General features: G+C 59.8%; 17 protein-coding genes, 1 tRNA gene and 3 pseudogenes. 18 read left to right on the top strand and 3 right to left on the bottom strand.

The genetic code is table 11. The annotated features are described in order from the left end of the window. Positions 1-14 precede the first annotated feature (14 nt). The 7 genes from rpmI (at position 15) to N7640_RS07260 (ending at position 4,932) form a co-directional block, all read left to right on the top strand. Positions 15-209, top strand: a complete 195-nt coding sequence (rpmI, locus tag N7640_RS07290; RefSeq protein ID WP_187806477.1) for a 50S ribosomal protein L35 — start codon at positions 15-17, stop codon at positions 207-209. A 30-nt stretch (positions 210-239) separates the two neighbouring features. Continuing rightward, a complete protein-coding gene (gene rplT, locus N7640_RS07285) occupies positions 240-596 on the top strand; it encodes a 50S ribosomal protein L20 (protein ID WP_068826439.1) in 357 nt (118 codons plus the stop codon). A gap of 95 nt (positions 597-691) precedes the next feature. Continuing rightward, positions 692-1,708, top strand: coding sequence for a phenylalanine--tRNA ligase subunit alpha (gene pheS, locus N7640_RS07280; RefSeq protein ID WP_279902436.1), 1,017 nt, complete (start codon positions 692-694; stop codon positions 1,706-1,708). 43 nt (positions 1,709-1,751) lie between these two features. Continuing rightward, positions 1,752-4,130, top strand: a complete 2,379-nt coding sequence (pheT, locus tag N7640_RS07275; protein WP_279902435.1) for a phenylalanine--tRNA ligase subunit beta — start codon at positions 1,752-1,754, stop codon at positions 4,128-4,130. A gap of 3 nt (positions 4,131-4,133) precedes the next feature. Further along, entirely contained in the window at positions 4,134-4,436 is a 303-nt protein-coding gene (gene ihfA / locus N7640_RS07270) for an integration host factor subunit alpha (protein ID WP_002553164.1), read from the top strand. Beyond that, positions 4,417-4,773, top strand: a complete 357-nt coding sequence (locus N7640_RS07265; protein WP_220814194.1) for a MerR family transcriptional regulator — start codon at positions 4,417-4,419, stop codon at positions 4,771-4,773. The genes ihfA and N7640_RS07265 overlap by 20 nt, the downstream gene beginning before the upstream one ends. Before the next feature lie 82 nt (positions 4,774-4,855). Further along, positions 4,856-4,932, top strand: a tRNA-Pro gene (locus N7640_RS07260). 72 nt (positions 4,933-5,004) lie between these two features. On the opposite strand, the pseudogene N7640_RS07255 reads toward N7640_RS07260, so the two are convergent. Continuing rightward, positions 5,005-5,235 (bottom strand): annotated as a pseudogene (locus tag N7640_RS07255) (site-specific integrase); the annotation flags it as partial. Positions 5,236-5,238: 3 nt separating this feature from the next. On the opposite strand from N7640_RS07255, the pseudogene N7640_RS07250 reads away from it, so the two are divergent. The 8 genes and pseudogenes from N7640_RS07250 to N7640_RS07215 all read left to right on the top strand — a co-directional run. Further along, positions 5,239-6,021: pseudogene (locus tag N7640_RS07250) on the top strand (HipA domain-containing protein); the annotation flags it as partial. Positions 6,022-6,722: 701 nt separating this feature from the next. Continuing rightward, a pseudogene (locus tag N7640_RS07245) lies at positions 6,723-6,957 on the top strand (IS4 family transposase); the annotation flags it as partial. A gap of 429 nt (positions 6,958-7,386) precedes the next feature. Further along, the gene (locus N7640_RS07240) at positions 7,387-9,318 is read left to right on the top strand and encodes a CHAT domain-containing protein (RefSeq protein WP_279902434.1); all 1,932 of its coding nucleotides are present in this window, start codon (positions 7,387-7,389) and stop codon (positions 9,316-9,318) included. Then, a complete protein-coding gene (locus tag N7640_RS07235; protein WP_279902433.1) occupies positions 9,315-10,448 on the top strand; it encodes a hypothetical protein in 1,134 nt (377 codons plus the stop codon). The genes N7640_RS07240 and N7640_RS07235 overlap by 4 nt, the downstream gene beginning before the upstream one ends. Positions 10,449-10,455: 7 nt before the next feature. After that, positions 10,456-14,853 carry a serine protease gene (locus N7640_RS07230; protein WP_279902432.1) on the top strand — a complete coding sequence of 1,466 codons (4,398 nt, stop codon included), beginning with the start codon at positions 10,456-10,458 and terminating at the stop codon, positions 14,851-14,853. Positions 14,854-15,266: 413 nt separating this feature from the next. Then, entirely contained in the window at positions 15,267-15,440 is a 174-nt protein-coding gene (locus N7640_RS07225; protein ID WP_279902431.1) for a hypothetical protein, read from the top strand. Positions 15,441-15,689: 249 nt separating this feature from the next. Next, on the top strand, positions 15,690-19,355 hold the full coding sequence (locus N7640_RS07220) for a PAS domain S-box protein (RefSeq protein WP_279902430.1): 3,666 nt from the start codon (positions 15,690-15,692) through the stop codon (positions 19,353-19,355). Next, positions 19,352-20,350: a two-component system response regulator gene (locus N7640_RS07215; protein ID WP_279902429.1), complete on the top strand. Its 999-nt coding sequence runs from the start codon at positions 19,352-19,354 to the stop codon at positions 20,348-20,350. Before N7640_RS07220 ends, N7640_RS07215 begins: the two co-directional genes overlap by 4 nt. Here the strand turns inward: N7640_RS07215 and N7640_RS07210 are convergent. Continuing rightward, positions 20,322-20,546 (bottom strand): hypothetical protein, encoded by a 225-nt coding sequence (locus N7640_RS07210; protein ID WP_279902428.1) that lies wholly within the window; start codon positions 20,544-20,546, stop codon positions 20,322-20,324. The two genes, N7640_RS07215 and N7640_RS07210, sit on opposite strands and share 29 nt — an antisense overlap. A gap of 310 nt (positions 20,547-20,856) precedes the next feature. On the opposite strand from N7640_RS07210, the gene N7640_RS07205 reads away from it, so the two are divergent. The 3 genes from N7640_RS07205 to N7640_RS07195 all read left to right on the top strand — a co-directional run bounded on the left by N7640_RS07205 (position 20,857) and on the right by N7640_RS07195 (position 24,589). After that, complete coding sequence (locus tag N7640_RS07205; RefSeq protein ID WP_279902427.1) at positions 20,857-22,677, top strand: Mu transposase C-terminal domain-containing protein; 1,821 nt, start codon at positions 20,857-20,859, stop codon at positions 22,675-22,677. Next, on the top strand, positions 22,674-23,537 hold the full coding sequence (locus N7640_RS07200) for a TniB family NTP-binding protein (RefSeq protein WP_053069166.1): 864 nt from the start codon (positions 22,674-22,676) through the stop codon (positions 23,535-23,537). The genes N7640_RS07205 and N7640_RS07200 overlap by 4 nt, the downstream gene beginning before the upstream one ends. 107 nt (positions 23,538-23,644) lie before the next feature. Then, positions 23,645-24,589 (top strand): hypothetical protein, encoded by a 945-nt coding sequence (locus N7640_RS07195; protein WP_279902426.1) that lies wholly within the window; start codon positions 23,645-23,647, stop codon positions 24,587-24,589. Positions 24,590-25,020: 431 nt separating this feature from the next. Here the strand turns inward: N7640_RS07195 and N7640_RS07190 are convergent, their stop codons facing one another. After that, entirely contained in the window at positions 25,021-25,887 is an 867-nt protein-coding gene (locus N7640_RS07190; RefSeq protein ID WP_036992931.1) for a sterol desaturase family protein, read from the bottom strand. Positions 25,888-25,928 lie beyond the last annotated feature (41 nt).

Below are 25,928 nucleotides of genomic sequence, written 5' to 3'. Positions count from 1 at the left end.
GCGGAGTACCAAACATGCCAAAGATGAAAACCAAGAGCGGTGCAGCCAAGCGTTTCCTGAAAACCGCTGGCGGCTACAAGCACAAGCACGCTTTCAAGAGCCACATCCTGACCAAAATGTCCACCAAGCGTAAGCGTCAACTGCGCGGTAGCGAGCTGATGCATCCGTCGGACAAGGCAAAAGTCGAGCGCATGCTGCGCGTTCGTTAATCGGTCAAGATACTTTAGAGGTAATTACTCATGGCTCGTGTTAAGCGTGGCGTCATCGCTCGTGCCCGTCACAAGAAAATTCTGAAACTCGCCAAAGGCTACTACGGCGCGCGCTCCCGCGTGTTCCGCGTTGCCAAGCAGGCTGTGATCAAGGCAGGCCAGTACGCCTACCGTGACCGCCGTCAGCGCAAGCGTCAGTTCCGCGCTCTGTGGATCGCTCGTATCAACGCTGGTGCTCGTCAGAACGGTCTGTCCTACAGCCGCCTGATCGCTGGCCTGAAAAAAGCGACCATCGAAATCGATCGCAAGGTTCTGGCCGATCTGGCAGTGAACGAAAAAGCGGCGTTTGCTGCGATTGTCGAGAAAGCTAAGGCCGTACTGGCTTAAGTCCCCCGACAATCACCGGGCTCGCCCGGTGCAAACGTCACCGATAGGGGAAGAGCCTTACAGCTCTTCCCCTATTTCGTATCTGGAGTCCGTACATGGAAAACCTGGATGCATTGGTCTCGCAAGCGATCGAGGCCGTGCAAAGCACCGCAGACGTGAACACCCTGGAGCAGCTCCGGGTCCAGTATCTCGGCAAGAAGGGCGAGCTTACCATCCTGATGCAGACCCTCGGCAAGCTGTCGGCCGAAGAGCGTCCGCAGGCCGGCGCCTTGATCAATGCCGCCAAGAATCAGGTTCAGGATGCCCTGAACGCCCGCAAATTCGTGCTAGAGCAGGCTCTGCTCGCCGAGAAGCTGGCGTCCGAGCGCATCGACGTGACCCTGCCTGGCCGTGGCCAAGCCTCCGGTGGCCTGCACCCGGTCACTCGCACACTCGAGCGCGTCGAGCAGTTCTTCACCCATATCGGCTACAACGTGGCCGAGGGGCCGGAAGTCGAAGACGACTACCACAACTTCGAAGCCCTCAACATCCCCGGCCACCACCCGGCGCGGGCGATGCATGACACCTTCTATTTCAACGCGAACATGCTGCTGCGCACCCACACCTCGCCGGTGCAGGTGCGCACCATGGAATCGCAGCAGCCGCCGATCCGCATCGTCTGTCCCGGCCGCGTCTACCGCTGCGACTCCGATATCACCCACTCGCCGATGTTCCATCAGGTCGAAGGCCTGCTGGTCGACGAGGGCATCAGCTTCGCCGACCTCAAGGGCACCATCGAGGAGTTCCTCCGGGTGTTCTTCGAGAAGCCGCTGGGCGTGCGCTTCCGTCCGTCCTTCTTCCCGTTCACCGAGCCGTCGGCCGAAGTCGACATGCAGTGCGTGATGTGCTCCGGCAAGGGCTGCCGCGTGTGCAAGCAGACCGGCTGGTTGGAAGTGATGGGCTGCGGCATGGTCCACCCGAACGTCCTGCGCATGTCCGGCATCGACCCGGAGAAATATTCCGGCTTCGCCTTCGGCATGGGCGTGGAGCGCCTGGCGATGCTGCGCTACGGCGTCAACGACTTGCGCCTGTTCTTCGATAACGACCTGCGGTTCCTGGCGCAATTCCGCTAGGCCGCACGACCCGTATCGAATTCGCTCAAGGAGAACAGACAGCATGAAATTCAGTGAACAGTGGCTGCGCAGCTGGGTGAACCCGGCGGTTTCGCGTGACGAACTGGTGGCCCGCCTGTCCATGGTCGGCCTGGAAGTGGACGCCGTGATCCCGGTCGCCGGTCAGTTCAGCGGCGTGGTGGTGGGCGAGATCCTCAGCGCCGAACAGCATCCGGACGCCGACAAGCTGCGCGTGTGCCAGGTCAGCAACGGCAGCGCCACCTTCCAGGTGGTCTGCGGCGCGCCCAATGCCCGTGCCGGCATCAAAATACCCTTCGCCATGATCGGCGCCGAGCTGCCGGGCGACTTCAAGATCAAGCAGGCCAAGCTGCGTGGTGTGGAGTCCCAAGGCATGCTTTGCTCGGCCTCCGAGCTGCAGATCAGCGACGACAACAGTGGCCTGATGGAGCTGGCGGCGGACGCCCCGGTCGGCCAGGACATCCGAGCCTACCTGGGTCTGGACGATGCCAGCATCGAGATCGGCCTGACCCCGAACCGCGGCGACTGTCTGTCGCTGGCCGGTCTGGCCCGCGAAGTCGGTGCCATCTACGGCGCTCCGGTGTCGGCGGTATCCGTCGCTCCGGCTGCGGCAGTCCATGACGAAGTGCGCCCGATCGAAGTGCTGGCGCCCAAGGCATGCCCGCGCTATTTGGGCCGCGTCATCCGCAATGTCGATCTGTCCAGGCCGACTCCGCTGTGGATGGTCGAACGCCTGCGCCGCTCCGACATCCGCAGCATCGACGCCGCCGTCGACATCACCAACTACGTGATGCTTGAACTCGGCCAGCCAATGCACGCCTTCGATCTCGCCGAGATCAATGGCGGCATCCGCGTGCGCATGGCGGAAGAGGGTGAGAAGCTGGTCCTGCTGGATGGCCAGGAAGTCAGCCTGCGCGCCGACACCCTGGTGATCGCCGACCACAATCGCGCCCTGGCCATCGCCGGCGTGATGGGTGGCGAGCACAGCGGCGTCAGCGGCAAGACCCGTGACCTGTTCCTGGAAAGCGCCTTCTTCGACACCATTTCGGTAGCCGGCAAAGCCCGTTCCTATGGCCTGCACACCGACTCCTCGCACCGCTTCGAGCGTGGCGTGGACTCGCAGCTGGCGCGCAACGCCATGGAGCGCGCGACTGCGCTGCTGCTGGAGATCGTCGGTGGCGAAGCCGGTCCGATCATCGAAGTGGCCAGCGCCGCCGACCTGCCGAACGTCGCGCCGATCACCCTGCGTGCCGAGCGCATCAGCCAGATGCTGAGCATGGACATGGACGGTGCCGAGGTCGAGCGCCTGCTCACCGCGCTGGGCCTGGGCGTGAGCGCTCAGGGTGCCGGCCAGTGGCAGGTCAGCGTGCCGAGCCATCGCTTCGACATCAGCCTGGAAGTAGACCTGATCGAAGAGCTGGGCCGCCTGTACGGCTACAATCGCCTGCCGGTGCGCTATCCGCAGGCCCGTCTGGCTCCGCAGGCCAAGGCCGAAGCCCGCGCCGAGCTGCCGGCGCTGCGCCGCCTGCTGGTGGCGCGCGGCTATCAGGAAGCCATCACCTACAGCTTCATCGATCCCAAGCTGTTCGAGCTGTTCAACCCGGGCGTGGCGCCGCTGCAGCTGGCCAACCCGATCTCCGCCGATATGGCCGCCATGCGTTCCTCGCTGTGGCCGGGACTGGTCAAGGCGCTGGAGCACAACCTAAACCGCCAGCAGTCGCGCGTGCGCCTGTTCGAGAGCGGCCTGCGTTTCGTCGGCCAGCTCGAAGGCCTGAAGCAGGAAGCCATGCTGGCTGGCGTGATCAGCGGTAGCCGCCTGCCGGAAGGCTGGGCCAACGGCCGCGAAAGCGTGGACTTCTACGACCTAAAGGCCGATGTCGAAGCGTTGCTGGGCTATGCCGGTGCCGCCGATGCCTTCAGCTTCGTGCCGGGCGAACATCCGGCCCTGCACCCGGGCCAGACCGCACGTATCGAGCGGGAAGGGCGCCCGGTCGGTTTCCTCGGAGCCCTGCACCCGGAGCTGGCCAAGACCCTCGGCCTGGACCAGCCGGTGTTCCTCTTCGAACTGGTGTTGGCGGAAGTGGCCGCCGGTCGCATGCCGGCGTTCAGCGAGCTGTCACGCTTCCCCGAAGTGCGTCGCGACCTGGCCCTGCTGGTGGACCACGAACAACCGGCCGAAGCCGTGCTCGCCACCATCCGCGAGGCCGCGGGCGAATGGTTGACGGACCTCAGGCTGTTTGATGTGTATCACGGTAAAGGTATTGATCCACATAGAAAAAGCCTGGCCGTCGGCTTGACCTGGCAACATCCATCGCGCACTCTTAACGACGATGAGGTGAATACAACCACGCAAAACATCATCACCTCGCTGGAAGAAAGGTTCAACGCCACGTTAAGGAAGTAGCGTATGGGGGCTCTGACGAAAGCTGAAATGGCGGAACGTCTGTATGAAGAGCTTGGCCTGAATAAGCGGGAAGCCAAGGAGTTGGTGGAGCTGTTTTTCGAGGAAATCCGCCACGCGCTGGAAGACAACGAGCAGGTCAAATTGTCCGGTTTCGGCAATTTCGACCTGCGCGACAAGCGTCAGCGCCCGGGCCGCAATCCCAAGACAGGCGAAGAAATCCCGATCACGGCTCGCCGTGTCGTCACCTTTCGTCCAGGCCAGAAATTGAAGGCCAGAGTAGAGGCATATGCTGGAACCAAGTCATAACGACGAGTTGCCGCCTATCCCTGGCAAACGCTATTTCACCATCGGCGAAGTCAGCGACCTCTGCGCCGTCAAACCTCATGTTTTGCGTTACTGGGAGCAGGAGTTTCCCCAACTCAATCCGGTGAAGCGACGGGGCAACCGCCGCTATTATCAGCGCCAGGACGTGCTGATGATCCGCCAGATCCGGGCTCTCCTGTACGATCAGGGCTTCACCATCGGCGGGGCGCGCCAGCGTCTTTCTGGCGACGAAGCCAAGGACGACACTACCCAGTACAGGCAGCTGATCCGGCAGATGATTGCCGAGCTGGAAGATGTGCTGCACGTACTTCGCAAATAAGCATCGCATCGCAAAAAAAACTTCCACAATTCAGCAGCTTATAGTAAAGTCCATCCCGCTTCCGGTAACACGGTAGCATCGTCGGGGCGTAGCGCAGCCCGGTAGCGCACTTGCATGGGGTGCAAGGGGTCGAGTGTTCGAATCACTCCGTCCCGACCAAATAACTCCACGACTTAGGCCAGTTCAGAGATGAGCTGGCCTTTTTCGTTTCAGGGACTTTTGCGGGACTTTTCATCCTGTCTTCCTCCTCAGTATCGTCAGCGCCGGCCCTCGCGAGTCCGTCGCCGATATCTTGTTGGCCTCATCGATCAGTTTTCCCAGCTCTGCCGCCGAGTAGTGACTGGTGATGCTGCCGTTCTTGTGGCCCAGCAGGGCCCGTCTGTCTTCCTCGGTTACACCGGCTGCCCGGAGCCTTCTCCCGAAGGTGTGTTTCAGGTCGTGGATGCGGATCGAGGCGAATCCCTTCGTTACATCTTGCGTGCCGGTCTCTCGGGCGTGCAGCCCAAGGTACTGGTGCCAGAGCAACAGGACACCGCGCCACAGCGTTTTACCCCGAAGACCTCCGACCTGATCATCAAGAGCGGGCGGGACGAGTTTCCGGGGTTGGCGATCAATGAGTTCCCCTGCATGTCCGTAGCCAGGGAGGCTGGGATTGCGGTGCCGGAGTTCTACCTGTCCGATAACACCAAGCTGTTCGTCATGCGCCGCTTCGACCGGGACGAACAACTCGATCCCATCGGCTTCGAAGATATGGCCGCACTGATGGGATTGGCTGCGGAGCAGAAGTACAGCAAGAGCTATTCGGCCATCGCCAAGGCCATCCGGCTGTTCTGTCCGCCCGAGCAGGTGCAGGGTTCACTGGCGCAGTTATTTGCCATGGTTAGCCTGAGCTGCATCGTCGGGAACGGTGACGCCCACCTGAAGAACTTCGGGCTGCTGTATTCCGACCCTACGCAGCGCGATGCGCGGCTGGCGCCGGCCTACGACATCGTCAACACCACGGCCTACATTCCAGAAGACGTATTGGCACTGGATCTGGTCGGCAACAAATCATTGTTCGCGTCGCGACAGGGGCTGCTGGAGTTCGCCAAGGCGTGTGATGTGGCTTGGCCGGAGGAGGTCATTCGCGAGCAGTTGCAAGCCCTGGAGCGCATGTTGGCCTGCTCGATCGAGCTGTGCGAGCAGGCTCCGAATGTGGCCGCTGCAATCCGCCAGTCTGCTGAGCCGTTTATGAAAACCTTCGGCTAGCGTGCGTTCAGGTTCGGAATGGCATCGTTGTCTTGGGTTGCAGACGCACTGGCAACTGAGTGGGATATGAGTCCGGCACGCCGCATTGAGATGGTTTCTCGTGAGTCACTGGGAATGACGGTTTTCCCGATTTCTTAAACCAGTTCCGTGCCGTTCGGGCGGGATAGGCACGGCAGGCAGAGGAGAGCGGCCAAAATCAGCCACTCACGTCAGGCGACTTTCGATCCATAGCTGCCTATCAGCAGTGGCAAATTTCGGCCAAAAGATTCTAGTCGGCGTTGACAGCCGTTTACTGTCAGGCGCTGTTTGCCAATGCAGTAACCTAGGACGATTGCACGAACAACTGTATTGATTGCAGAGGCTGATACTTCATCAGTTGTATCGTTTGTTTTCCTATTCCATTTGCATCAGTCTTTGGACTGGGCAAGCTTACAGGCTTTGCCAGTGTTTGAAGCCAACACCGACAGAGTGTTTCAATAGCCAGCAGGAGCTGTGGTCGAACGCAAACAGGTTGCCATGGAGGCACTTTTGTCTCTAGCGCCTTAAGGTCGCTCGCAGGCCAGCAGTAGGGAAGCCAATATGCAAATCATCGTTCGGGGCAATGGGCTGCACAAAAGCGAGACAAATGCTCTGGATCAGATGCAAAAGCATCTGCGGGACAGTTGGTATGGCTAGGCCTCGGTGTTAGTGGCCGACAAGCGCTGATCGCGGCACTGGCATGTTATGCGCTGTACTTGGCCGGCTCAGGCTCACACAGCAGGCAAGTCATTCCGCTTTCAGAGCAACAGCGCCGGGGATAAAACCGTACTGTCGCTCTGGCGTCTCGGCCTCGAATACCTCAGGCGCTCGTCCAGCGATTTATCCTGCTCAGCGCTCGCGAAGATAGAGCTATTGCTACGTGAGGAGGTTCACCGACAAGCTCAGGTGCTCGAGTAAATTTGTGGGGATTCCTCAGGGGCAGACCGCTTACCTGCTCGAAATGAATCGGAGTTTCAGTGGCCAGTTGCCCCAGCCACTGAATACCCTCTGCGGCTTGGTAGAATTTTGAAAGCGCTTGTTCATAGACGAGACTAGTATGGCTTGGGTATCGCCAGAATTTGCACTCCAGAAGCCAGCTATCAGAGTCTCATGCTGGTGGAAAAGACGGATCGGATCTTTGACTGGGCACCCAGGTACGTTGCGTGTCCACATTGAGTAATGCTTGGAAGACTGATCATGCGCTTGAAACAGAGGGGCTGATGGAAGGACTGAAAGCATTGGAGTGTAATTAATTACGAGTCGTCTGGGCTGACACAGACTTTTTTCTTTGTGCCCTTCGACGCAGTGCATAGCGCTACAAAATGTCGTCAGACTTAGGAGGAGTCCATGGGCAAAAGAGTGATTGAAGCTGAGGTGCTCAACTTCATGCTGGATCAATACCTCAATACTGCAAAGCTCTATGTCAACTCTCCTGGCGATTCGGAGCTGCGGCGCCAACTGAGGAAGGATTTCGCGAGTCTGAACAAGCTGCACTTACGTGGCGCTGCCGATTGGCTGCAAATTTGGGATGATTTCACAAATCTTCATCGCATGAGTTTGCGAATGCAGCAGAGCGAAAGCTCAGCTCACGTCCGCAAGCTTGATATCCTGAAAAAAGATTTCATTCTGCATTATATGGCTAGAATGAACATGGCATATCTGGATGATGCCAGCGTGCCGTACACGGTTCCAATGTCCACCGGGAAACGCATTTCCCTCGAAAGCGTTCCCATGCCATCGCCCGGTATGGCTTACTCGGCGACGTTCGAACCAGGATCAGAGTCTTCTGTTTCAGACGAGGGCGCATTCGCGCGACATAACGATCGCGTAGCCCCTGTTTCGAGCTTCGAAAAGCGACACCTCACCGCCCGCGCGCCCTCGGTAGTTGTGCCCGATGCGAAGTTCTCCATCATCGCCTGCATTGATGTGGTGTCGCCAGGCGAAGGCCTATCCGCCCAATTGGCCGAGGTTGCCATTCCGGCTAGCGGTCTGATGGTCACTGTGGAATCCATCGTGGGCGGCAAGCTGAAGTTGCTCGGCCCCGCCAGCCAGCAGGCTTGCGTGCTGCCCGGCGAGAAGTCGCCTGAAATAGAAATATCCCTGCAAGCCACAGAGCTTGGCTCGGCCGAGGTGGTGCTGCGCGCACGCACAGATCAGGCGTATCTCGGGGACTTGCGCATCAGCATGATGATCGCAAACCATGGTGCGCCGGATTTGCAGGACGTGAAGTCGGGCATTGCGGCAGCACCGCTTGTGGCGCGCAAGGCGACGTTGACCGTCACTTATTCGCGAGCGGATCTCACATACAGGTTCATGCTGTTCGGCGATGCGACCGGCATACATAGCGCGGAGCTACGGCTCGACGAAAAGCTCGATGAAATGGTGCCCAGATTAATGGCACAAGCCAACAACCTTGCACGAGGGACAATCGGCTACAGTGCCGGCGAGGTGGAGCGCATGTTGAGCGGCATAGGAGCCGAACTATGGAACCGCTTATTACCCGACAAGATCAAGGTCGTGCTCATCGCGTGCTGGAACGGCATCGACCGCCTGGACATCGTCTCCGATGACGACATGATTCCGTGGGAGCTGCTGTTCGCCTATGTCAACGACGGGCCAGACATGGGCTTCATTTCCGACAAATGGTTGGTTAGCCGGTGGCGTTTTGGCGCAGGCGCGCCGGGCGATGTCGGTGCAGGCCCCTCCGTGTATGTCATCCCGGCCAATGCACCGCAAGCTGCCAACGACGAGATCGACGAGCTACGGAAGATATTTCCCTCACAGGCCGTCTGGAAAACCGTGGGAGAACTCAACAACGGCATGCGGCGCCCGGGTATGGGACTGCTGCACATCGCTGCGCACAACAACGTGCTCTATGGCAATGCGGCTGCCAGTTTCATCTCGCTGGACAAGCCGTTCCCTCAATCCATGCTGGGGCCGCAGCTGCAGGGCGTGCTGGAGCATCGACCGCTGGTGTTCATCAACGCCTGCGCGAGCGCTGCACCCACGGTGCAGTGGCAGGGCGCGACCAGCTGGGCGTCCCGCTTCCTCAACGCCGGTGCAGGTGCCTTCATTGGCAGCAACTGGGAGGTGCGCGACGACACCGCATCGAGTTTCGCATTGGAGTTCTACGGACAGGCGCGACAGCAACCGCTGGGCTTGGCCTTCCAGCGCGCCCGCGCGAAAAGCGGCGGGCCGGGCGACCCGACCCGCTTCGCCTATTCCTTCTTCGGCCACCCAGATGCTGTGTTGCAAACCCAGGGAGCAGCCGCACCATGAACGCAGAACCCTTGCTCGTTGTACATGGCATCGCGAACCGCTCGCATGAAGACTTCCTCGCGCAATGCTCCTGGCTGCAGGAGCAGGTGGGCGAACGCTACAAGCTGATCGATGTGTACTGGGGCGACTTAGGTGGCATCAGCGACGGACTGGTGGATTCGCTGCCTGCGATATTCCCGTTCAGCGAAGAAGGTGTCGACTTCCACGAGCACCTTACGCGCGCTCGCGCGCTGATGGACGGCAGTAAACCCGCCGCACAGGCCATCGCAGCACGAGTCACGGGCGAGTTGCCTGCGCAAGGCAGCATTCGCGTTCGCGCCGATCCGCAAACGGACGTGCACGAGGCCATTCGCGAGGCGGTGGCGCAATCGACATTCGTGAAAGACTTGACCGATCCGGACGTGCTTAACGCGGTGGGTGACTTGGTCGCCGCCGCACTTGCCGAGCAGGCGCCTGGCGGTCCATTCAACGTTCGCAGCGATACCTTCACCGTGCGCGCGGACCTCGCGTCTTCGGTGCTAGGTGCGGTCAAGGCAGTGATCACTGCGGCCGACGCGATGATCGGCAAGATCACCGGTGCCGTGGGCGGCACGCTCAACCAGTTTGTGCGCGGCAAGCTAGCCGGGCCGATTGCGCTCACGCTGGGTGACGTGGTGGGTTACCACCAGAACCGCCAGAAAATCCATGAACGCCTGTTCGCACGACTCGACGTCGAGGCCCACGGATGGGGCAAGGAGGGCAAACCGGTACACGTTATGGCGCACAGCCTGGGCGGGCTGCTGGTGCTGGACGCCGCGCTGGGCGCGTGCGGACGCACGCTGCATATCAAGCGTCTCGTCACCTTCGGCAGCCAGCCCGCGTTCTTCCACATCATGACGCCGCGCTACGGCCTGGCACCTTACCAGCACGCACAACCAGTCGCCTTGCCAGCGTCCATCGCGCGTTGGACCAATCTGTGGCATCCGCTGGACGTGCTGGCATTCGTTACGGCCACGGTGTTCCGCCTGAGCGACGGCGGCGCGCCGCAGGATGTCCAGGTGCAGACCAACGCAAGCACCATTGCCGACGCGGGCGGATGGCTGCATTCGGTTTACTGGCGTAGCCCAGAACTCGTCGCAGCCTGGAAGTAAACAGCGCATGGCCGCACTGGAGCAAAGCGTTCTCAAGGTCTGTGCGGCCGACGGCGCGCGTACGCACCTGGGCACAGCCTGGGTGTGCGGCCCCGGCCTCGCCATCACGGCATGGCATGTGGTGAAAGGTGTGGGCACGCAGATACTCACTTGCGCTCTCGGCGAAACCACCGCGAAATGCATCGACTACAGCGCGCTCTACGACGTGGCCTTGTTGCGCTTCGATGACGAAAAACTGAATCCGCCGGCTCTACCCCTGAATGACGACGGAGACTGGATCCGGCTCGATGCTTGGCACAGTTGGGGTTATCCGCTGGGCTACCCGGCTGGTTTCCCGCTGGATGGCACGATATCTTCGCCGCGCTCTGCGGCGAACGGCATGTACCACCTTGTGTTGAACTGCGAGCAGGGGCCGAAGCCTTTCATGCGCGGGCTGTCAGGCGGGCCAGTGCTCGACGCGCGAGGCGCCGTCATCGGCGTTCTGACTGGCTACCCGGAGGATCTGGCGCAGATCACGCTTTTCGCCACGCGTTTGGACGATGTATGGGCGCAGTTGAGCAAGTGGCGTGACCGTGCGCCGGCGCAATGGCAATCCGCCGGCACGGTGTCGCAATATTTTTCGCGCCAGGAACCGGAGTGGGATCGACCGACGCACCGCCTGCCCTTCCTGCGCCGCGCTGCGCCAAATCTCTCCGACATTTTCATCGCGCCCCGCTTCCGCGCGCCGCACAACCCGCAGCGCCGTGGCGCCACCGCACCGCAGGGCATGCGCAGTGCTGACACCTTGCTGGACGTGCTGCATGGTGACACACGGCACTTGGTGCTGCGCGGTGACCCCGGCACCGGCAAATCCGTGCTGCTGCGCTGGCTTGCGTCGCTCGCAGCACAGCATTGGCGCACGCGGAACGCGCGCAGGCTGGTGCCCGTCATCGTCCACGCGGCGAAGCTTGTCGCCGCGGATTGCGGCAGTGTGCTGCATGCGGAGTTGGGTGACGATGCGCAGTGGCTGCCGCCCCAGGCGTCTTGGTTGCTGATGGTAGATGGCCTGGATGAAGTCGTCGACGTGGGAGACCGCAGCCGCATCGTGAATCGACTGCGCCTCAGCATGCCGGCATTCCGCGGTAGCCCGGTGCGCCTTGTGCTGGCTAGCCGGCCGCTAGCGGTGCTGGATGAGTTCGCGCCCGCACTGGCACATCACTTTGTATTGCAGCCCTTCACCGGTCTACAGTTGGAGGCATTTGCCGACGCGTGGTTCGCTGGCCAGACGCCGGCCCGGCTGGCGGAGGAATTTATCGACGAAGTGCGACTGTCGCGCATGGAGGGGCTTGCCTCGATTCCCGCGTTGGCGACGATGGCCGCGGTAGTGTTCGAGCGCTCGCCGGGCCGCATGCTGCCGCGCCGCCGCAGCGACCTGTACGACCGTTTCGTCGAACTAATGTTGCAGGAGCGCGAGGAGAAAGCCAAGGAGGGCTTTGAAATCCTGTGCGTCGGTCTGGATCGTTCGCGCGATGGCAAGGCGCTCGCGGGAGTGCTGTGGGGCAGGCGACTGGAGTATGCCAGGCGGCTGGCGGTGGAAATCCAGGAGGGCAGGATCGGTCTGGGCACGGACGACTTCGTGCAGCCCCTGGTACGTATCGCTCAGGACGACGGTGTGCTGCCCATGGAGCCCGCGGGTTCGCTACAGGCCGACAAGCAATGGGTGCTGATGAACGACCTCATGTTGGGCAGCGGCCTGTTTATTAGCGGCACGGCCGGGCGCCTGGAGTTTTTCCACAACACCATCCGCGAGGCACTGGCTGCACAAACAATCACTGCCGGCACGCCGCCTCAGGCCGCAGCCATGTGGCCGGTGGTACGCAAGTGGTCGGAGCCGCGCTGGCGCGAGATAGTGCTGCTGGCGCTGGCACGTTGGAGCGAACAGGGCGAGGCGGCCCAGCGCGAGATTTGGTCGCTGCTCTCGCCACTCATGGAAAGCTCGCTCAGAGGATTGCAGTTCACCGGCATGGCAGTGGCCGAAGGCGTGCAGCTACCTGCGGAAGATGAGGCGGAAGTAACGGCCGCGCTATTCGACAACCTGAGTTCCTGGAACCCCTGTGCCGAAATATTCCTGGAGTTCCGCTCACCTAACCCGCTAGACGTGCTGCGTCTGCTCACGCGACGCGAGCGCTTCGTGCAAATGCTGGTGAAGGAATTCGACGAAAACCCCGAGAAGTGCGCGATACGCATGTGGGCGTTTCTGGAGCTCACGCTCGACCAGGCAGGCAGCGCCGCATTGCTCCACTATCTGGACGCGGAGCCTAGCGTGGCGAGGGCGGCGGCGACGCTGCTGGCGCGTGCGGGTGAGGGAGATGCAGCTGCCCCGCGTATGATCGATGCGCTGCGGTATGGGCGGGACGGTGAGCGTCAACTCCGTGCAGCCGAAGAGTGGAGGATGGCCGAGGTAATCGCGGAGTACTGTTCCGCCGCACACCTGCAGACGGTACTTGATGCTGGCGACATCCCGCCCGACACCCGCCTTGCTGCGGCTGCCGCCGGATGGCGGCGCTACCGCGACGGCGCGATGGCAGAGCAGGCCGGGCAGTTGCTGGCATTCTGCAAGTTCGATGTGGAGCGCGAGGGCGACATAGCAATGCTGCGGCGCGCGTTGGTGGTGCCCGGCATTACGGAGCGCCCGCCGCTGAGGTCTTCCGTACCCGCAATTCTGGCCGCCATGTGCGCACCAGCGCAGGACGCGCAGGCATGTGCCGCGTGGGTGCATGCGCTGCGTGACAGCGCAGCCGAAACGCCCACGCTGCAGGGGTATGCACAGGCGGCCGTTCTCTTTGCCGAGCCTCTCGCGCCGCTCGATGCGGACGCGGTGCTGTCCTTGCTGCAAGACGCGGCCTTGAGTGATGCGGCGTTGGCCGCGCTGGTCGGGGGGGTGGGCCATGCACAGCGGCTGGACATACTGGATCGCGCCAGCGCCGATGCGTCGATGCCGCTCTCCGCGCGTTTTGCGTCGACGCTGGCCTGGTTGGTGGGGGATGGCGGCGAGACGCCGCGCAGGCGAATCGAGCAATTGCTGGTGCAGCTGCGCGGTGCGCCGGAGTGGGGCAACTGCGTGGTGAGCTTGGGCGAAGCCGGCCAAGTGGGTATTGCTGCTGACGAATGCATGCATGCGCTGACGAGGCCAGGCGCGCATGGTGGCGCCACTGAGATCCGTAACCTCATGGACATGGGTTGTTCGGGCCATATTGCGCGGGTCATACGCATGGGCGACCTCAACCCCATGGCGGCGCGGTTCGCGGTGCGTTGCCTAGGGCAGCTGGGCGATGCGCCGGGCTTGGGCGACGTGGCACGGGACAGCGCCGTGCCCGCGGCGGTGCGGCTACATGCGGTGAAAACGCTGGCCGAACTGGGCTGGGTACAGGAAGCCGCGGAGCAGGCGCGCGGCATTGCGCATGAACTCGATGAGTCCGCAGAGCGTACAGTGGATGAACTGGAAGGCGTCGCACTGGCGGGCGAAGTCGTGTCGGGTCCGTGGCCGCCTTCCGTGCGTGTCGAAATGGCCGAAGCTGCAAAACAACTTTTTCCGGTGTGGAGCGAGGCTCTGGTAGACTTGCTCGCCAAGCCTGGCGTCAGTGGCGAGGACGCGGTCAGTATCATGAGTGTGCTGGGATATGGCCAGGTTCCGCTGGAGCAAGTGCTCTTGCGTTGCCTTGAGCAGCCTGGCGATGGAATGCCGCTGCGCTCGCTATGCATTTTCGCGAGTGATGAAGGCAACTTCGGCATTGCCTTGCGCGTGCTCGGCATGTTGAGCGGGGACGAGGATGAAGGTGACCCGCAGCCCGATGCGGCATGGATGCTACGCAGGTGCGCAGCGCTCATAGCTATTCCTAAGCCGGCCTACGACAACGACCGCACGAAAATGCTCGAATGGGTAGCCAGACGTGCTGGCCGCATTTGGATTGATCTATTGCGCTCCCGCGCGCTGGGCGAGGCGGAAATGGTGCAGTCGCTGGAAGCGCTCGCCGCGACGGAACAGCAGAAGTACGACGCACAGGTGATGCTGCTAGATATGGCCTTGGATAAAGCCGCCGCGCAGCCGGCTAGCCCCGAGCTGTGGGCCACCATGGCACCTTACGCGCTCGCACTTGAGCGCACCGGCGATGTCTCCGGCGCGGCAAAAGTCGCGCGCGTGCCGTTTAAGCAGGGTGTGGGGTTCGATCTCGCAAATAACGATTGCCTCACGCTAGTGTTGCAGCTTGCACGTTGCAAGTCGGCTGCGCTCGTGAAGGTCGAACTGCGCATGATCGCCCTGCACGCACCGCTGCCCATGGCAGTTCGCCTTGAGGCCGCCGCCATCTTGGCGGGGAAAGTGGGCGGCAAGGAAAACCAGGAGCTTCTAGCGATACTGCAGGCCTAGATCAATGTTTCCTCGTTGTAACAGGCTCTTAGTGATTCCGGCTTGCTGCATCCCTGGAGTTAACGGTGAGTGTCCTCGTTGTTCCGATCCGCGATAGCCACTACCAGCGCGTATGGCTCCTAATCCACCAGCAACAAGTAGGTCAAGCCATTGCGGCCTGACTCAAACGAAACAGCCGCCACAAAAACCGGGGCGGTTCACTATAATCGCCTATAAAGTGCATTCTAGAGCGATCCGGCTGCCTTCAGGAGTAAGCAGAGCCCAGCTAGTTTTTATACTGAGCAGCTAAAATAAAAGTTGACGCTGAGAATGCTTGTATCTGGGCAGAGGCCGAATAGATCTTAAGGTGCTAGTCTCATGGGGTCGCACCGCTCAGGTCAGCAATGCTCCGTTGGTTAATCGTGAACCAAGCCATGAGCCGTGATCCGCTTTCGCGTGTGATCCCATTGATTGCAATCAGCTTTCGGGCTTTGCCTTCTTCACTGGCAGCAGAAAAAACATCTGCGGCGTTTCGTTTTTCCATCCTTGTCGACCGCAAGACATCACCTGTAGCGATCGCCATATCCAGAGCCTGCTTTAACACGTAGCTCGTCCGCCATGGTGTAATTCGTCAGCTCGCTCATTAGTCCGCGGAACGGCTGCCGCTCACAATCATATTCCTGTATGGCTATCGCAGGCGCAGGTCAATTGGGCCCAGGCTTTTCTGCCGTCCGGCGTGCAGAGCTGGAGTTCTGTGGATGATGGCTATCTAATGGCGGCTAAAGCCGGGCCACTGTCATGCCGATACTTTTCTGCCCGCATAGAATCTCTGCCGTCGCCTTGTAGTCGCCGCCCGCATGTCGTATCTGACCAGCCTGTTCCTTCTCGACGCCGATCCCAGCCTGCTCCTGTTCGGCAGCCACAACCCGTGGCTGGTAGCGCTGTCGCTGGCGATCGCCACCTTCACCTCCGGCATGGCCCTGCAGGTGGCGGGCATGGCGCGTCTCAGCCGCAACACCCTGCACCGGCAGACGGCGCTGCTCACCGGCTCCCTGGCTCTGGGCGGCGGCGTATGGGCCATGCACTTCATCGGCATGCTGGCGTTCCAGCTGTGCGCTCCGGTCAGCTACGCGCCGGGCTTGACCCTGCTGTCGCTGCTGCCCAGCCTGGGAGCCTCCTGGGTCGCCCTGCAGCTGCTGGCCCGGCGCCAGGTGACGCGCCTGCAACTGGTCGGCAGCGGCGTGCTGGTGGGGGCCGGCATCGGCGCCATGCACTACAGCGGCATGGCGGCGATGCGCATGGCGCCGCTGCTGCGCTACGACCCCTGGTGGTTCGCCCTGTCCATCCTGGTGGCGGTGGGCCTGGCGATTCTCGCGCTGTGGGTGCGCTTCGGCCTGCGCGGCCGGCTCAGCTCGGGCAAGGCGATCATGGCCAGCGGCCTGGTGATGGGCCTGGCCATTAGCGGCATGCACTACACCGGCATGGCCGCGGCGCGCTTCGTCGGCAGCCCCGATCCGGTCGGCGCCGAAGGCGACTTCAGCCTGTTCCTGGCCCTGGCCACGGCGCTGATCACCATTTCCCTGACCGTCTTCGTCGCCGGGATCAACGGCCTGCTGCGCTATCGCCAGCTGTACCGCCAGATGCAGGCCAGCGAGGAGCGCCTGCGGGCCATTCTGGAGACGGCGGTGGACGGCGTGGTGACCATCGACGACCAGGGCATCATCGAGAGCATGAACGCCGCCGCCGCGCAGCTGTATGGCTGGGACAAGAGCGAGCTGATCGGCCGGCACATCGACACCGTCATCCCGCAGAGCTACCGGCAGGGCATGGCCAACTACCTGCCGCAGCTGCTCAATGCTGGCGAGAGCCAGATCATCGGCGGCAGCCGTGAAGTGGAGCTGCTGCGCAAGGACGGCACCGAACTGCCGATCCGCCTGGCCATCGGCCGCGCCCAACTGTTCGAGCGCACCCTGTTCGTCGGTTTCATCAGCGACATCAGCGAGCGCAAGGCGATGGAGAAGGCCCTGCGCGAGAGCGAGCAGCAGTACCGCTCGCTGATCGGCAACATCCCCGGCGTGGCCTTCCGCTGCCAGCTGGACGAGAACTGGAGCATGCTGTTCATCAGCGACGCGGTGGAGAAGCTCACCGGCTGGCCGGCCGAGGATTTCGTCGCCGGCCGGCGTCACTTCACCCAGCTGATCCACCCGGACGACCAGGTGCGCGTCGGCGAGCTGGCCCGCGACGCCCTCGCCGAGGGCCGCAGCTACCAGGTGGAGTACCGCCTGACCCGCCGCGACGGCAGCGAGGTGTGGGTCTGGGAGAGCGGCAGCGGGGCGGCGGACGAGCAGGGCGCGCCGCACTGGATCGACGGGGTGATGCTGGACATCACCGAGAGCAAGCTGCGCAACGCCGAGTTCGAGGGCACGGTCAACGCCATCGGCCGCGCGCTGTCGGTGATCGAGTTCGACCTGGGCGGCCGCGTGCTCAGCGCCAACCGCAACTTCCTCGAACTGACCGGCTACGAGGAAGCGGAGATCATCGGCCAGCACCACCGCATCTTCTGCGAGCAGCGCTACGTCGACAGCGGCGCCTACGACCAGTTCTGGGCACACCTGGCCCATGGCGAACTGGACAGCGGCGAATACCTCTGCCTCGGCAAGGGCGGCCGCGAAGTGTGGATACAGGCGTCCTACAACCCGATCTTCGACGCCGACGGCAAGCCGTTCAAGGTGATCCAGTTCGCCACCGACCTCAGCCAGCGCCGCGAGATGGAGGAAGCGCTGCGCATCGCCAAGGAGCGCGCCGAGCTGGCCGCCGCGGCCAAGACCACCTTCCTGGCCAACATGAGCCACGAAATCCGCACGCCGATGAACGCCATCATCGGCTTCACCGAACTGCTGCTGGACGACGTTCTCAGCGAGCAGCAGCGCCGGCACCTGGGCACGGTGCGCCAGGCCGCGCGCTCATTGCTCGGCCTGCTCAACGACATCCTCGACACCGCCAAGCTGGAACGCGGCGCGGTGGAGCTGGAGCACGTGGACTTCTCCCTGCGCGAGCTTTGCGGGCAGGTCTGCGACGCCCTGCGCCTGGGTGCCGAAGGCAAGGGGCTGACCCTGAGCCTGGACTATCAGGAGAGCCTGGGCGACTTCTTCAAGGGTGACCCGCTGCGCATCCAGCAGGTGCTGACCAACCTGGTGGGCAACGCGGTGAAGTTCACCGAGAGCGGCTGGGTGCGCCTGGAAGTGAGCGGCGAGCCGGGCAGGGTGCAGCTGTCCGTGCGTGACAGTGGCATCGGCATCGCCGAGGACCGCCTGCAGCACATCTTCGACCCCTTCGCCCAGGCCGACGCCTCCATGAGCCGGCGCTTCGGCGGCACCGGCCTGGGCACCACCATCGCCCGCCAGCTGACCGAGCTGATGGGTGGCAGCATCCGGGTAGAGAGCCGCGATGGCGCGGGCAGCGTGTTCCATGTGCAGCTGCCGCTACAGGTCGGCGAGGCCAGGGCAGGGGAGATCATCACCACCGTCTGCCAGCTTCCGGAACTGAACATCCTGGCCGCCGACGACGTGCCGCAGAACATCGAGCTGCTCAGCCTGACGCTGGGCGCCATGGGCCACCGGGTCACCACCGCCGGCGACGGCGAGCAGGCACTGGCCGCCTTCGTCGGTGGGCGTTTCGACGTGCTGCTGATGGACGTGCAGATGCCGCGCATGGACGGCCTGGAGGCGACCCGGCGCATCCGTCGCCACGAACAGGCCCACGGCCTGCGGCCGACACCGGTCATCGCCCTGACCGCCAGCGTGCTGGAGCAGGATCGCCGCGCCGCCCGCGAGGCCGGCATGGACGGCTTCGCCTCCAAACCACTGGAGATGGACCGGCTGCTGGCGGAAATTGCCCGGGTGATCGGCCTGGAGCCGACCGCAACCACTCAGGTGCCGGCGGCCGAGCCCCAGCAGGATCTGGCCATCGACTGGCCGCGCGGCATCCAGCTGTGGGGCAGCGAGCAGGCCATGGCGGCGGCGATCCGCCGCTTCCTCGCCGAGCATGCCCATAGCTGCGCCGAGGTCGAGGGCCTGCTGCGGGATGGGCGGCAGCTCGAAGCCATCGAACTGGTACACCGTCTGCGCGGCGCCGCCGGCAACCTGGCACTGCTGCGGGCCAGTCGCCTGGCCGGCCAGCTGGAGCACGCGCTCAAGGGCGCCGTGCCGGCCTCGGTGGAAGAGCTGCTGGCCGCGCTGGTGGCGGCGCTCGACGCGTTGCCGAGCGAGCTGCCGGCGGAGAAAACCGCGGTGGAAGAGGGCGCCAGGCCCGCCATCGCCGAGGCCGAATTGTCAGCGCTTGTCGGACAGGTCCGGGGCGCCCTGCGTCACGGCGAGCTGGCCGAGGACGCATTGCAACGCCTGAGTGCCGCGCTGCCGGCGCGTCAGGCCCATGCCCTGGAAGGCGCCATCAACGACTTCGATTTCGAGCGCGCCGACGCGCTGCTGGCCGAGCTGCTCGGCCATGGAGGCATGCCGCAATGATCAGACCCGCCGATACCCGCCCCAAGCTGTTGCTGGTGGACGACGAGCCGACCAACCTGCAGGTGCTGCGGCAGATCCTGCAGGACGATTACCGCCTGCTGTTTGCCAAGGACGGCGACAAGGCGCTGGAACTCGCCGAGCGGGAGAATCCGGCGCTGATCCTGCTCGACGTGATGATGCCGGGTATGACCGGCCACGAAGTCTGCGCCCGGCTCAAGTCGCAGCCAGCCACCTCGACCATCCCGGTGATCTTCGTCACCGCCCTGGCCGACGTGGAGGACGAAGCCCGAGGCTTCGAGGTCGGCGCGGTGGACTACATCACCAAGCCCGTCAGCCCGCCCATCGTCCGCGCCCGGGTGCGCACGCACCTGTCGCTCGTGCGTGCCGAGGAACTGCACGAGACCCGCCTGCAGATCGTCCAGCGCCTGGGCCTGGCCTCGGAATACAAGGACAACGAGACTGGCCTGCACGTGATCCGTATGAGCCACTACACCTACGTCCTGGCCAAGGCCGCGGGCTACAGCGAGCGCGAGGCGGACGATCTGCTCAACGCCGCGCCCATGCACGACGTGGGCAAGATCGGCATACCGGACGCCATCCTGCAGAAGAACGGCAAGCTCGACGACGCCGAGTGGGCGGTGATGCGCCAGCACGCGCAGATCGGCGCGGAAATCATCGGCGAGCACGACTCGGGGCTGCTGAAGACGGCGCGCATCATCGCGCTGACCCACCATGAAAAGTGGGACGGCAGTGGCTATCCCAACGGCCTCAAGGGCGAGGAAATTCCCCTGGCCGGGCGTATCGTCGCCATCGCCGATGTGTTCGACGCGCTGACCAGCGTGCGTCCCTACAAAGCGGCCTGGCCGGTCGAGGAAGCCATCTCGCTGCTGCGCCGCGAGAGCGGCCGCCATTTCGATCCCGAACTGGTGGAGCTCTTCATCGGCCAGATGCCGGCGATCCTCGAAATCAAGGAACGCTGGGCCGAGAAGGAATAGGGCCCGACATCACGCCGCAGGCAAGGCGCTTGTTCACCTTCATCAGACCGGGCTCGTCACCCGGCACGACACGCCACGTCCGAGCCTGCACATCGGTTCCGCGTGCCGTGCAGTAGAGCGGCATCTGCAGGACGACCGCATCCGTTCCGACTTCCAGCAGTCGCCCACGGGCGATCACGCCGTCGCTGAATTCCACCAGCAGCTCATCGCCCGAAGACAACGGCACTTCGCGGGAGGCATCGAGATCGCGCAGCAGCGCGCCGGGGTACAGGTGGCTGTCGTTGGCCGAGAAACGCCAGTGTGATGCCTGCTCAAAAAAGAGACTAGATTTTTCATATATAAATCAGTGACATAGCTTCGTTTCAGTTTAAAAAAAAGACAAAATTGGCGAAATAACATCTCATAGTCTATTTTTTAAATGCCGTCTGCGTTGTTACAGGCAATATCACCCTTGGCGATATGTTGTCGAAAGATGTTTCTCTCCAAATTTTGCAGCGAAACTATATATGACAGATCAACTAATTGTTGGGGAGCTAGTAGTCGCAAAGGGAAAGCTTGCCACAATTCAACAGATTCTTAGCGCAAAGAGCATTAGGGTAGTCGTTAAGGCAACTGGCGAAGCTTTGATGGTTTCTCAGCGCGATATTGAGAGGATTGTTGGTCTCACAGGAGGGGTGGCTGGGGGTAATGTAATAAATTTGAATGTGAATGATTATGGAGAAGACGAGCTATCGCTAGCTGTAGAGCGGTACAACGTTATTAGCCAGTGGAGGGTGAAGGAAGTAACAACCGCTCAAGCTTGTGTGAAGCTGAATTTGTCGCGGAGCTATTTTTTTCGTTTGGCTAAGATGTGTGATGAGGAAATTGGTCCTCTGTCATTGGTTCTTCAGCGGCGTGGGGTTAAGAAAGGAGTTACTAGATTAGATGAAGCTGTAGAGGTAATTGTTTTTGATGCGACTCATAAAGTTTACAATTCGAAAGGTGCTAGCTATAGCAAAGTGTGGCTCGAGGTAGATGTCGCATGTAAAGAGCAGGGGTTACCATCCCCTTGTAAAGCTACAGTTTTACGACGTGTGAAGTTAATTCTCTCAGAGAAAAAAAGAGTCAAAATCAAAGCCGGGGCCGATGCCGCAGCACAACAGTTCTCGGCGCGACCGGGAAAGAAAAAAGTCGAAAGGCCGTTGCAATGGGTGCAAATGGATCACACGTTGGTCGACATTATCCTTTTAGCGGATGATCGTATCAATGTGATTGGTCGCCCTTGGTTGACGGTGATAATTGATATATATACAAGAGTGATTGTCGGCTATTACCTCAGCCTTCACGTTCCGTCGTCAGTTTCTGTGGCGTGTGCACTTAGTCAAAGTGTGCTTCCTAAAATAGGTTTTGCCAAAAGCATGGGCATAGATCCCGTAGACTATCCCTATTATGGTAAGCCAGACGTTTTGCACATGGATAATGCTGCGGAGTTCACCAGTCCCAAATTTAAAGCTGGATGCGAGTCATTTGGAATACATCCCGAATATCGACCAGTTGGTGAAAAGCACTTTGGTGGTCATGTTGAACGATTGATTGGTACTTTCATGACGACAAAAGTCCACCTCTTAAAAGGAACAACAATGTCGAACTCAGTTGCACGAAGAGATCTCGACAGCGAAAAGAATGCCACAATGACATTCTTCGACTTTTCTCGTTGGTTTGCACGCGAAGTGGTTGTTTATCACTCGACCATTCATAGTGCGTTGAAAGTTAGTCCGCGGCAAGCTTGGTATGACTATTTTGCTCCCTCCGGTGGGCTTCCGTATCCACCGAAAATTTCAGAACCGGAGCAGCTGAAGCTTTGGTTTATGCCTCAAGAAGTACGAAAAATTAACCCCGAAGGTATAAAGTTACACGGTCAGACGTATTGGGATCCTATTTTAGTGCCCTTTGTTGGGACTAATAAGGCGGTTGTTAAATTTGATCCGTTTAATTTGAATGAGGTGTGGGTTAAGTTAAATGGACAGTTCTGCTCAATTCGTCTATCCGACTTAACGATCCAAGCACCAAGTTATGAAGAATATCGTGCAAGCAGGTTACATAGGCGGCCAGTTCGAGTCGGGGCAATTGATAGTGCTGGAGGGCTTAAAGCCTACAGGGAAAAGCAGGGCATCGAGAAAGAGAGCATCGTCTTAACGCGTAAGCAAAGACGCCGAAAAGCTGCGGAAAAAGCCTATCTTGATGCCTACCCTGGTCCTATTGGCGACAATCCGGCAGTTAAGCCCGAAAAAGTCAAGCCTGACTATTCAGCTCTTCCGGAAAGATTCAGATCTGGGGGGAGCAAATGAGTAGCGAACACGTTCGATCTGACATACAGAAGTATTTATCCGCCGATGTGGATACTCGAATAGCCGCAATTCATAATGAGCTTTGGGTTGATAATAATTCCAGCGAAGCAGTTTTTAGAATGATGAATAATATTGCGGAAGTCCCAGATCGCATTAATGCCCCCGCGCTGCTCGTGATCGGCCCTGGTGGTTCGGGGAAAACGGCCATAATATCACAAATCCCGAAGCGAATTAAGAATAGTGAAGGATTGGTTGTTATATCCATGGCCGAGTCGCCTGAGATAAGCGTCAAGAAAAGCCTTAAAGCCGAACTCGCCTTGGCTCTCGGTTTGCCTCTAGCCTCTGGGGTGAGACCTAAAAGCGGCTCGGATATTATCCCAAATGAAATTAGAGAGGTTATCAGGCTTAGAAGAGTTTGGGGCTTGGTTATCGATGAATTTCATGATGCACTTTTGCGTCCTAAGCAAGAGCAGCGAGTTAATATGTCAATCCTCAAGAAATTACTTGGGGTCGAGTATGGATTGAAGTTATTTTGCTTTGGCACCGTTAGCGCGCGGAATGCCCTGCAGTCCAATGATGAATTTAAAAGGCGATTTCATGAGGTTACGCTTACGGATTGGTGTGAAGATGAGGGTTTTAGATCGTTCTTGCTAGAAGTCGAGGAATCATTGCCATTGCGAATGCCATCGCAGCTCTATTCTGAGGAGATGGTAAGGTCGATTTTATCTATTACCTATGGCCGAATGGACAAGACTCTCGAGTTGATTAGAAGTGCTGCATGTTATGCAGTAAAGCTAGGCGTTGAGAAAATTGATCTGAATATGCTGCAGCGTGCAAACAAAAATCTCTGGGGCTACTAGATGTGAGATTAAGTGCGCTACTAACGCCGAATTTTGACGAGACGCTATCGTCATGGCTTTTTCGGTGCAGCCTTAATCGGCATATAATAAAATTTACGCGCCTGGAATTGGCCGAACGTCCGTTGCATTGGTGGGAAGGGCTAGAGTTCAGGTCCGCTGATCCAGATGTTGATTTTTTTTCAGCGTCTCAACGCCTGGGGGAAGGGCGTGAGGACATTAATCCAGAATGGTTGAGTGTTTATTTCGGTTTACGTAATGGAACTGCAGTTGAATGGAGTTATCGCCGTTTCTTTTGTCCGGACTGTTTGCGAAATGACGTAGCCAATGGTCATTTACCTATATGGCGAAAAAATTGGTGCTATTCCCATTCATGTATTTGCAGTATGCATAAAAAGGAATTGGTCGCGCTATCTGATGCGTCTCGTTACTCGAAAGCGTGGGATGCTTTTGTCCAAGAATGTAATTCGGTCTCAAGAAGTAATGTGGCGGAAGACCCATGGTTTTCACGTTTCCGCTGTACCACTCTTATGAAGATTGAGCACTTTCTTACTGGTAGCAGAGCTAGTCGGAGATATATCGTGGTTGATTTATTCAATAAGTTATTCTGTATTTTTCTTCAAGCTCCTTTTCATGGTGGTCGAGGTGGATCTGCGAGAATCCATTTTCAGACAGAGAGAGGTATGCGGTTTTCTGATCCGACCTCCTTTGAGCAAAGCATATTCAAGGGGGCTTCCATCGCGGACCCGCCAAGTAGATTTGGAAGCATGATATTTGCTGCTTCATTGCTAGATATTATTCCTTATTCAAGATTTTTGATGTTCATTGAAGCGTGTGAGGATGCAAAGATTGGTCTACTAATATCTAGGGACTTACATCGGGCTGCAGCCTTTCCTTATGTCGATGGGGCCGGGTATAGAGCACTGCATCGTTATTTGGGTGGTTTTCCCAGGAAGGACTTTCCGTTATTGGATCGCCACCTTCAACTCCAAGAGGTCAGATATGCTCGTGAGGGTGTGCTCGGTCTGCATTTGTTCGGAACAGTTCTTGACTAGCGGTTGTTAGTCTACGCAATTCTGTTCGTGCATAAATATGACAAATCGTGAATCTTGTTTCTGCCTATGAAAAGGTATTTTGGTACTGCGGAAAATTGACAAGCTGAAGCAAGTAATTCCTATCTGTAACGGCTTGCAAACGAGAACGTCCCGACCTGCAATCAATACGATTTTCGACCGGAATTAACTGCGACTGACCGGCCCGGCAAACCAGTATTAGCTGCGAATGAACCTGCATTTATCCGCGCTGACCTGCATTCCATGGCTACCAACCAGCATTAATTGCAAATGACGGGGCTTATAGGTAGTGAATCGATTGCCTCGTTAGAGCGCATGTCTGCTTGGCATGCGGGAACATCTAGTCTCTTCCGCCCACGAGCCAGATCATTCCAGGCAAACACATGGGGCCTACAGCTTTGAGGCCCACTACGCTATGTGCGGGCTCGGTCTCGCCCAAAGGGTTCGGTCAACTGACCAAGGTAACCCTTGGGATAGTCCCTCTCACGCAAGCCGACATTGGCGTCGCCCTGCTTTCCTGTACTGTCGTAGAACGTCCCGAATAGCCGATCCCACACCATCAGAAATTCGCCGAAGTTCACCTGGGCATCTTCGAAGTCGCGCTTGTGGTGCCAACGATGAATTTCAGCCACCCCGATGACATGGCGCAGCCAACCCAGCCGGTAATCCAGGTTCGAGTGCTGAAAGCCCAAGTGAACGGTCAGAATGCCGAACCAGGTGGCAACCACTGCCGAAGGCGCGCCGGATGCAAACAGCAGCACCAATCCCGGGCCAGCCATGAGCATCGCATGTAGGGGATGCCGGCGCTCCCCATTCATCCAGTACAAGCGCTCGGCGCTGTGGTGAATCATGTGAAAACGCCACAGCCAGGGTACGTGGTGGCTGATGCGGTGCATGGCATACAGGCTCAGATCGAGCACGACGGCGACCAGCAGCAGCTGAACCCAAAGTGGACTCTCGACTGGGAAGAGACGAACTGTAGCCGGCACTGCATCGCCCAGCCTGGCCAGGATTTCGGCGGTGAACTGGATGACGGAAAGATTCACCAGCATATGCACCAGGTCGGTCAGGGTGTCCTGGTGATCCTCCAGCCAGCCCTCCCGGAAAGGCTGGATACGCTCCAGCCCCGCGACGGCCAATAGACCGACTGCGGCTACCAAGGGTGTGCTGGGCCAGTACGGCACCCCGGCGTACAAGGCCCAGACCATGAAGGCGGCGCTGCCACCAAACACGAGCGGATAGCTCAACCAGCGTAGGGCGAATCGAAGAGAAGTGGACATCGCTCAGCTCCTATGTAGAGAGCCTTCACGGTAGGTGCAGA

The organism is Pseudomonas sp. GD04015 (assembly GCF_029837675.1).
GTDB lineage: Bacteria > Pseudomonadota > Gammaproteobacteria > Pseudomonadales > Pseudomonadaceae > Aquipseudomonas > Aquipseudomonas paralcaligenes.
The sequence above is the reverse complement of the archived record's forward strand: the minus strand, read 5'-3'. Positions and strand labels throughout refer to the sequence as shown.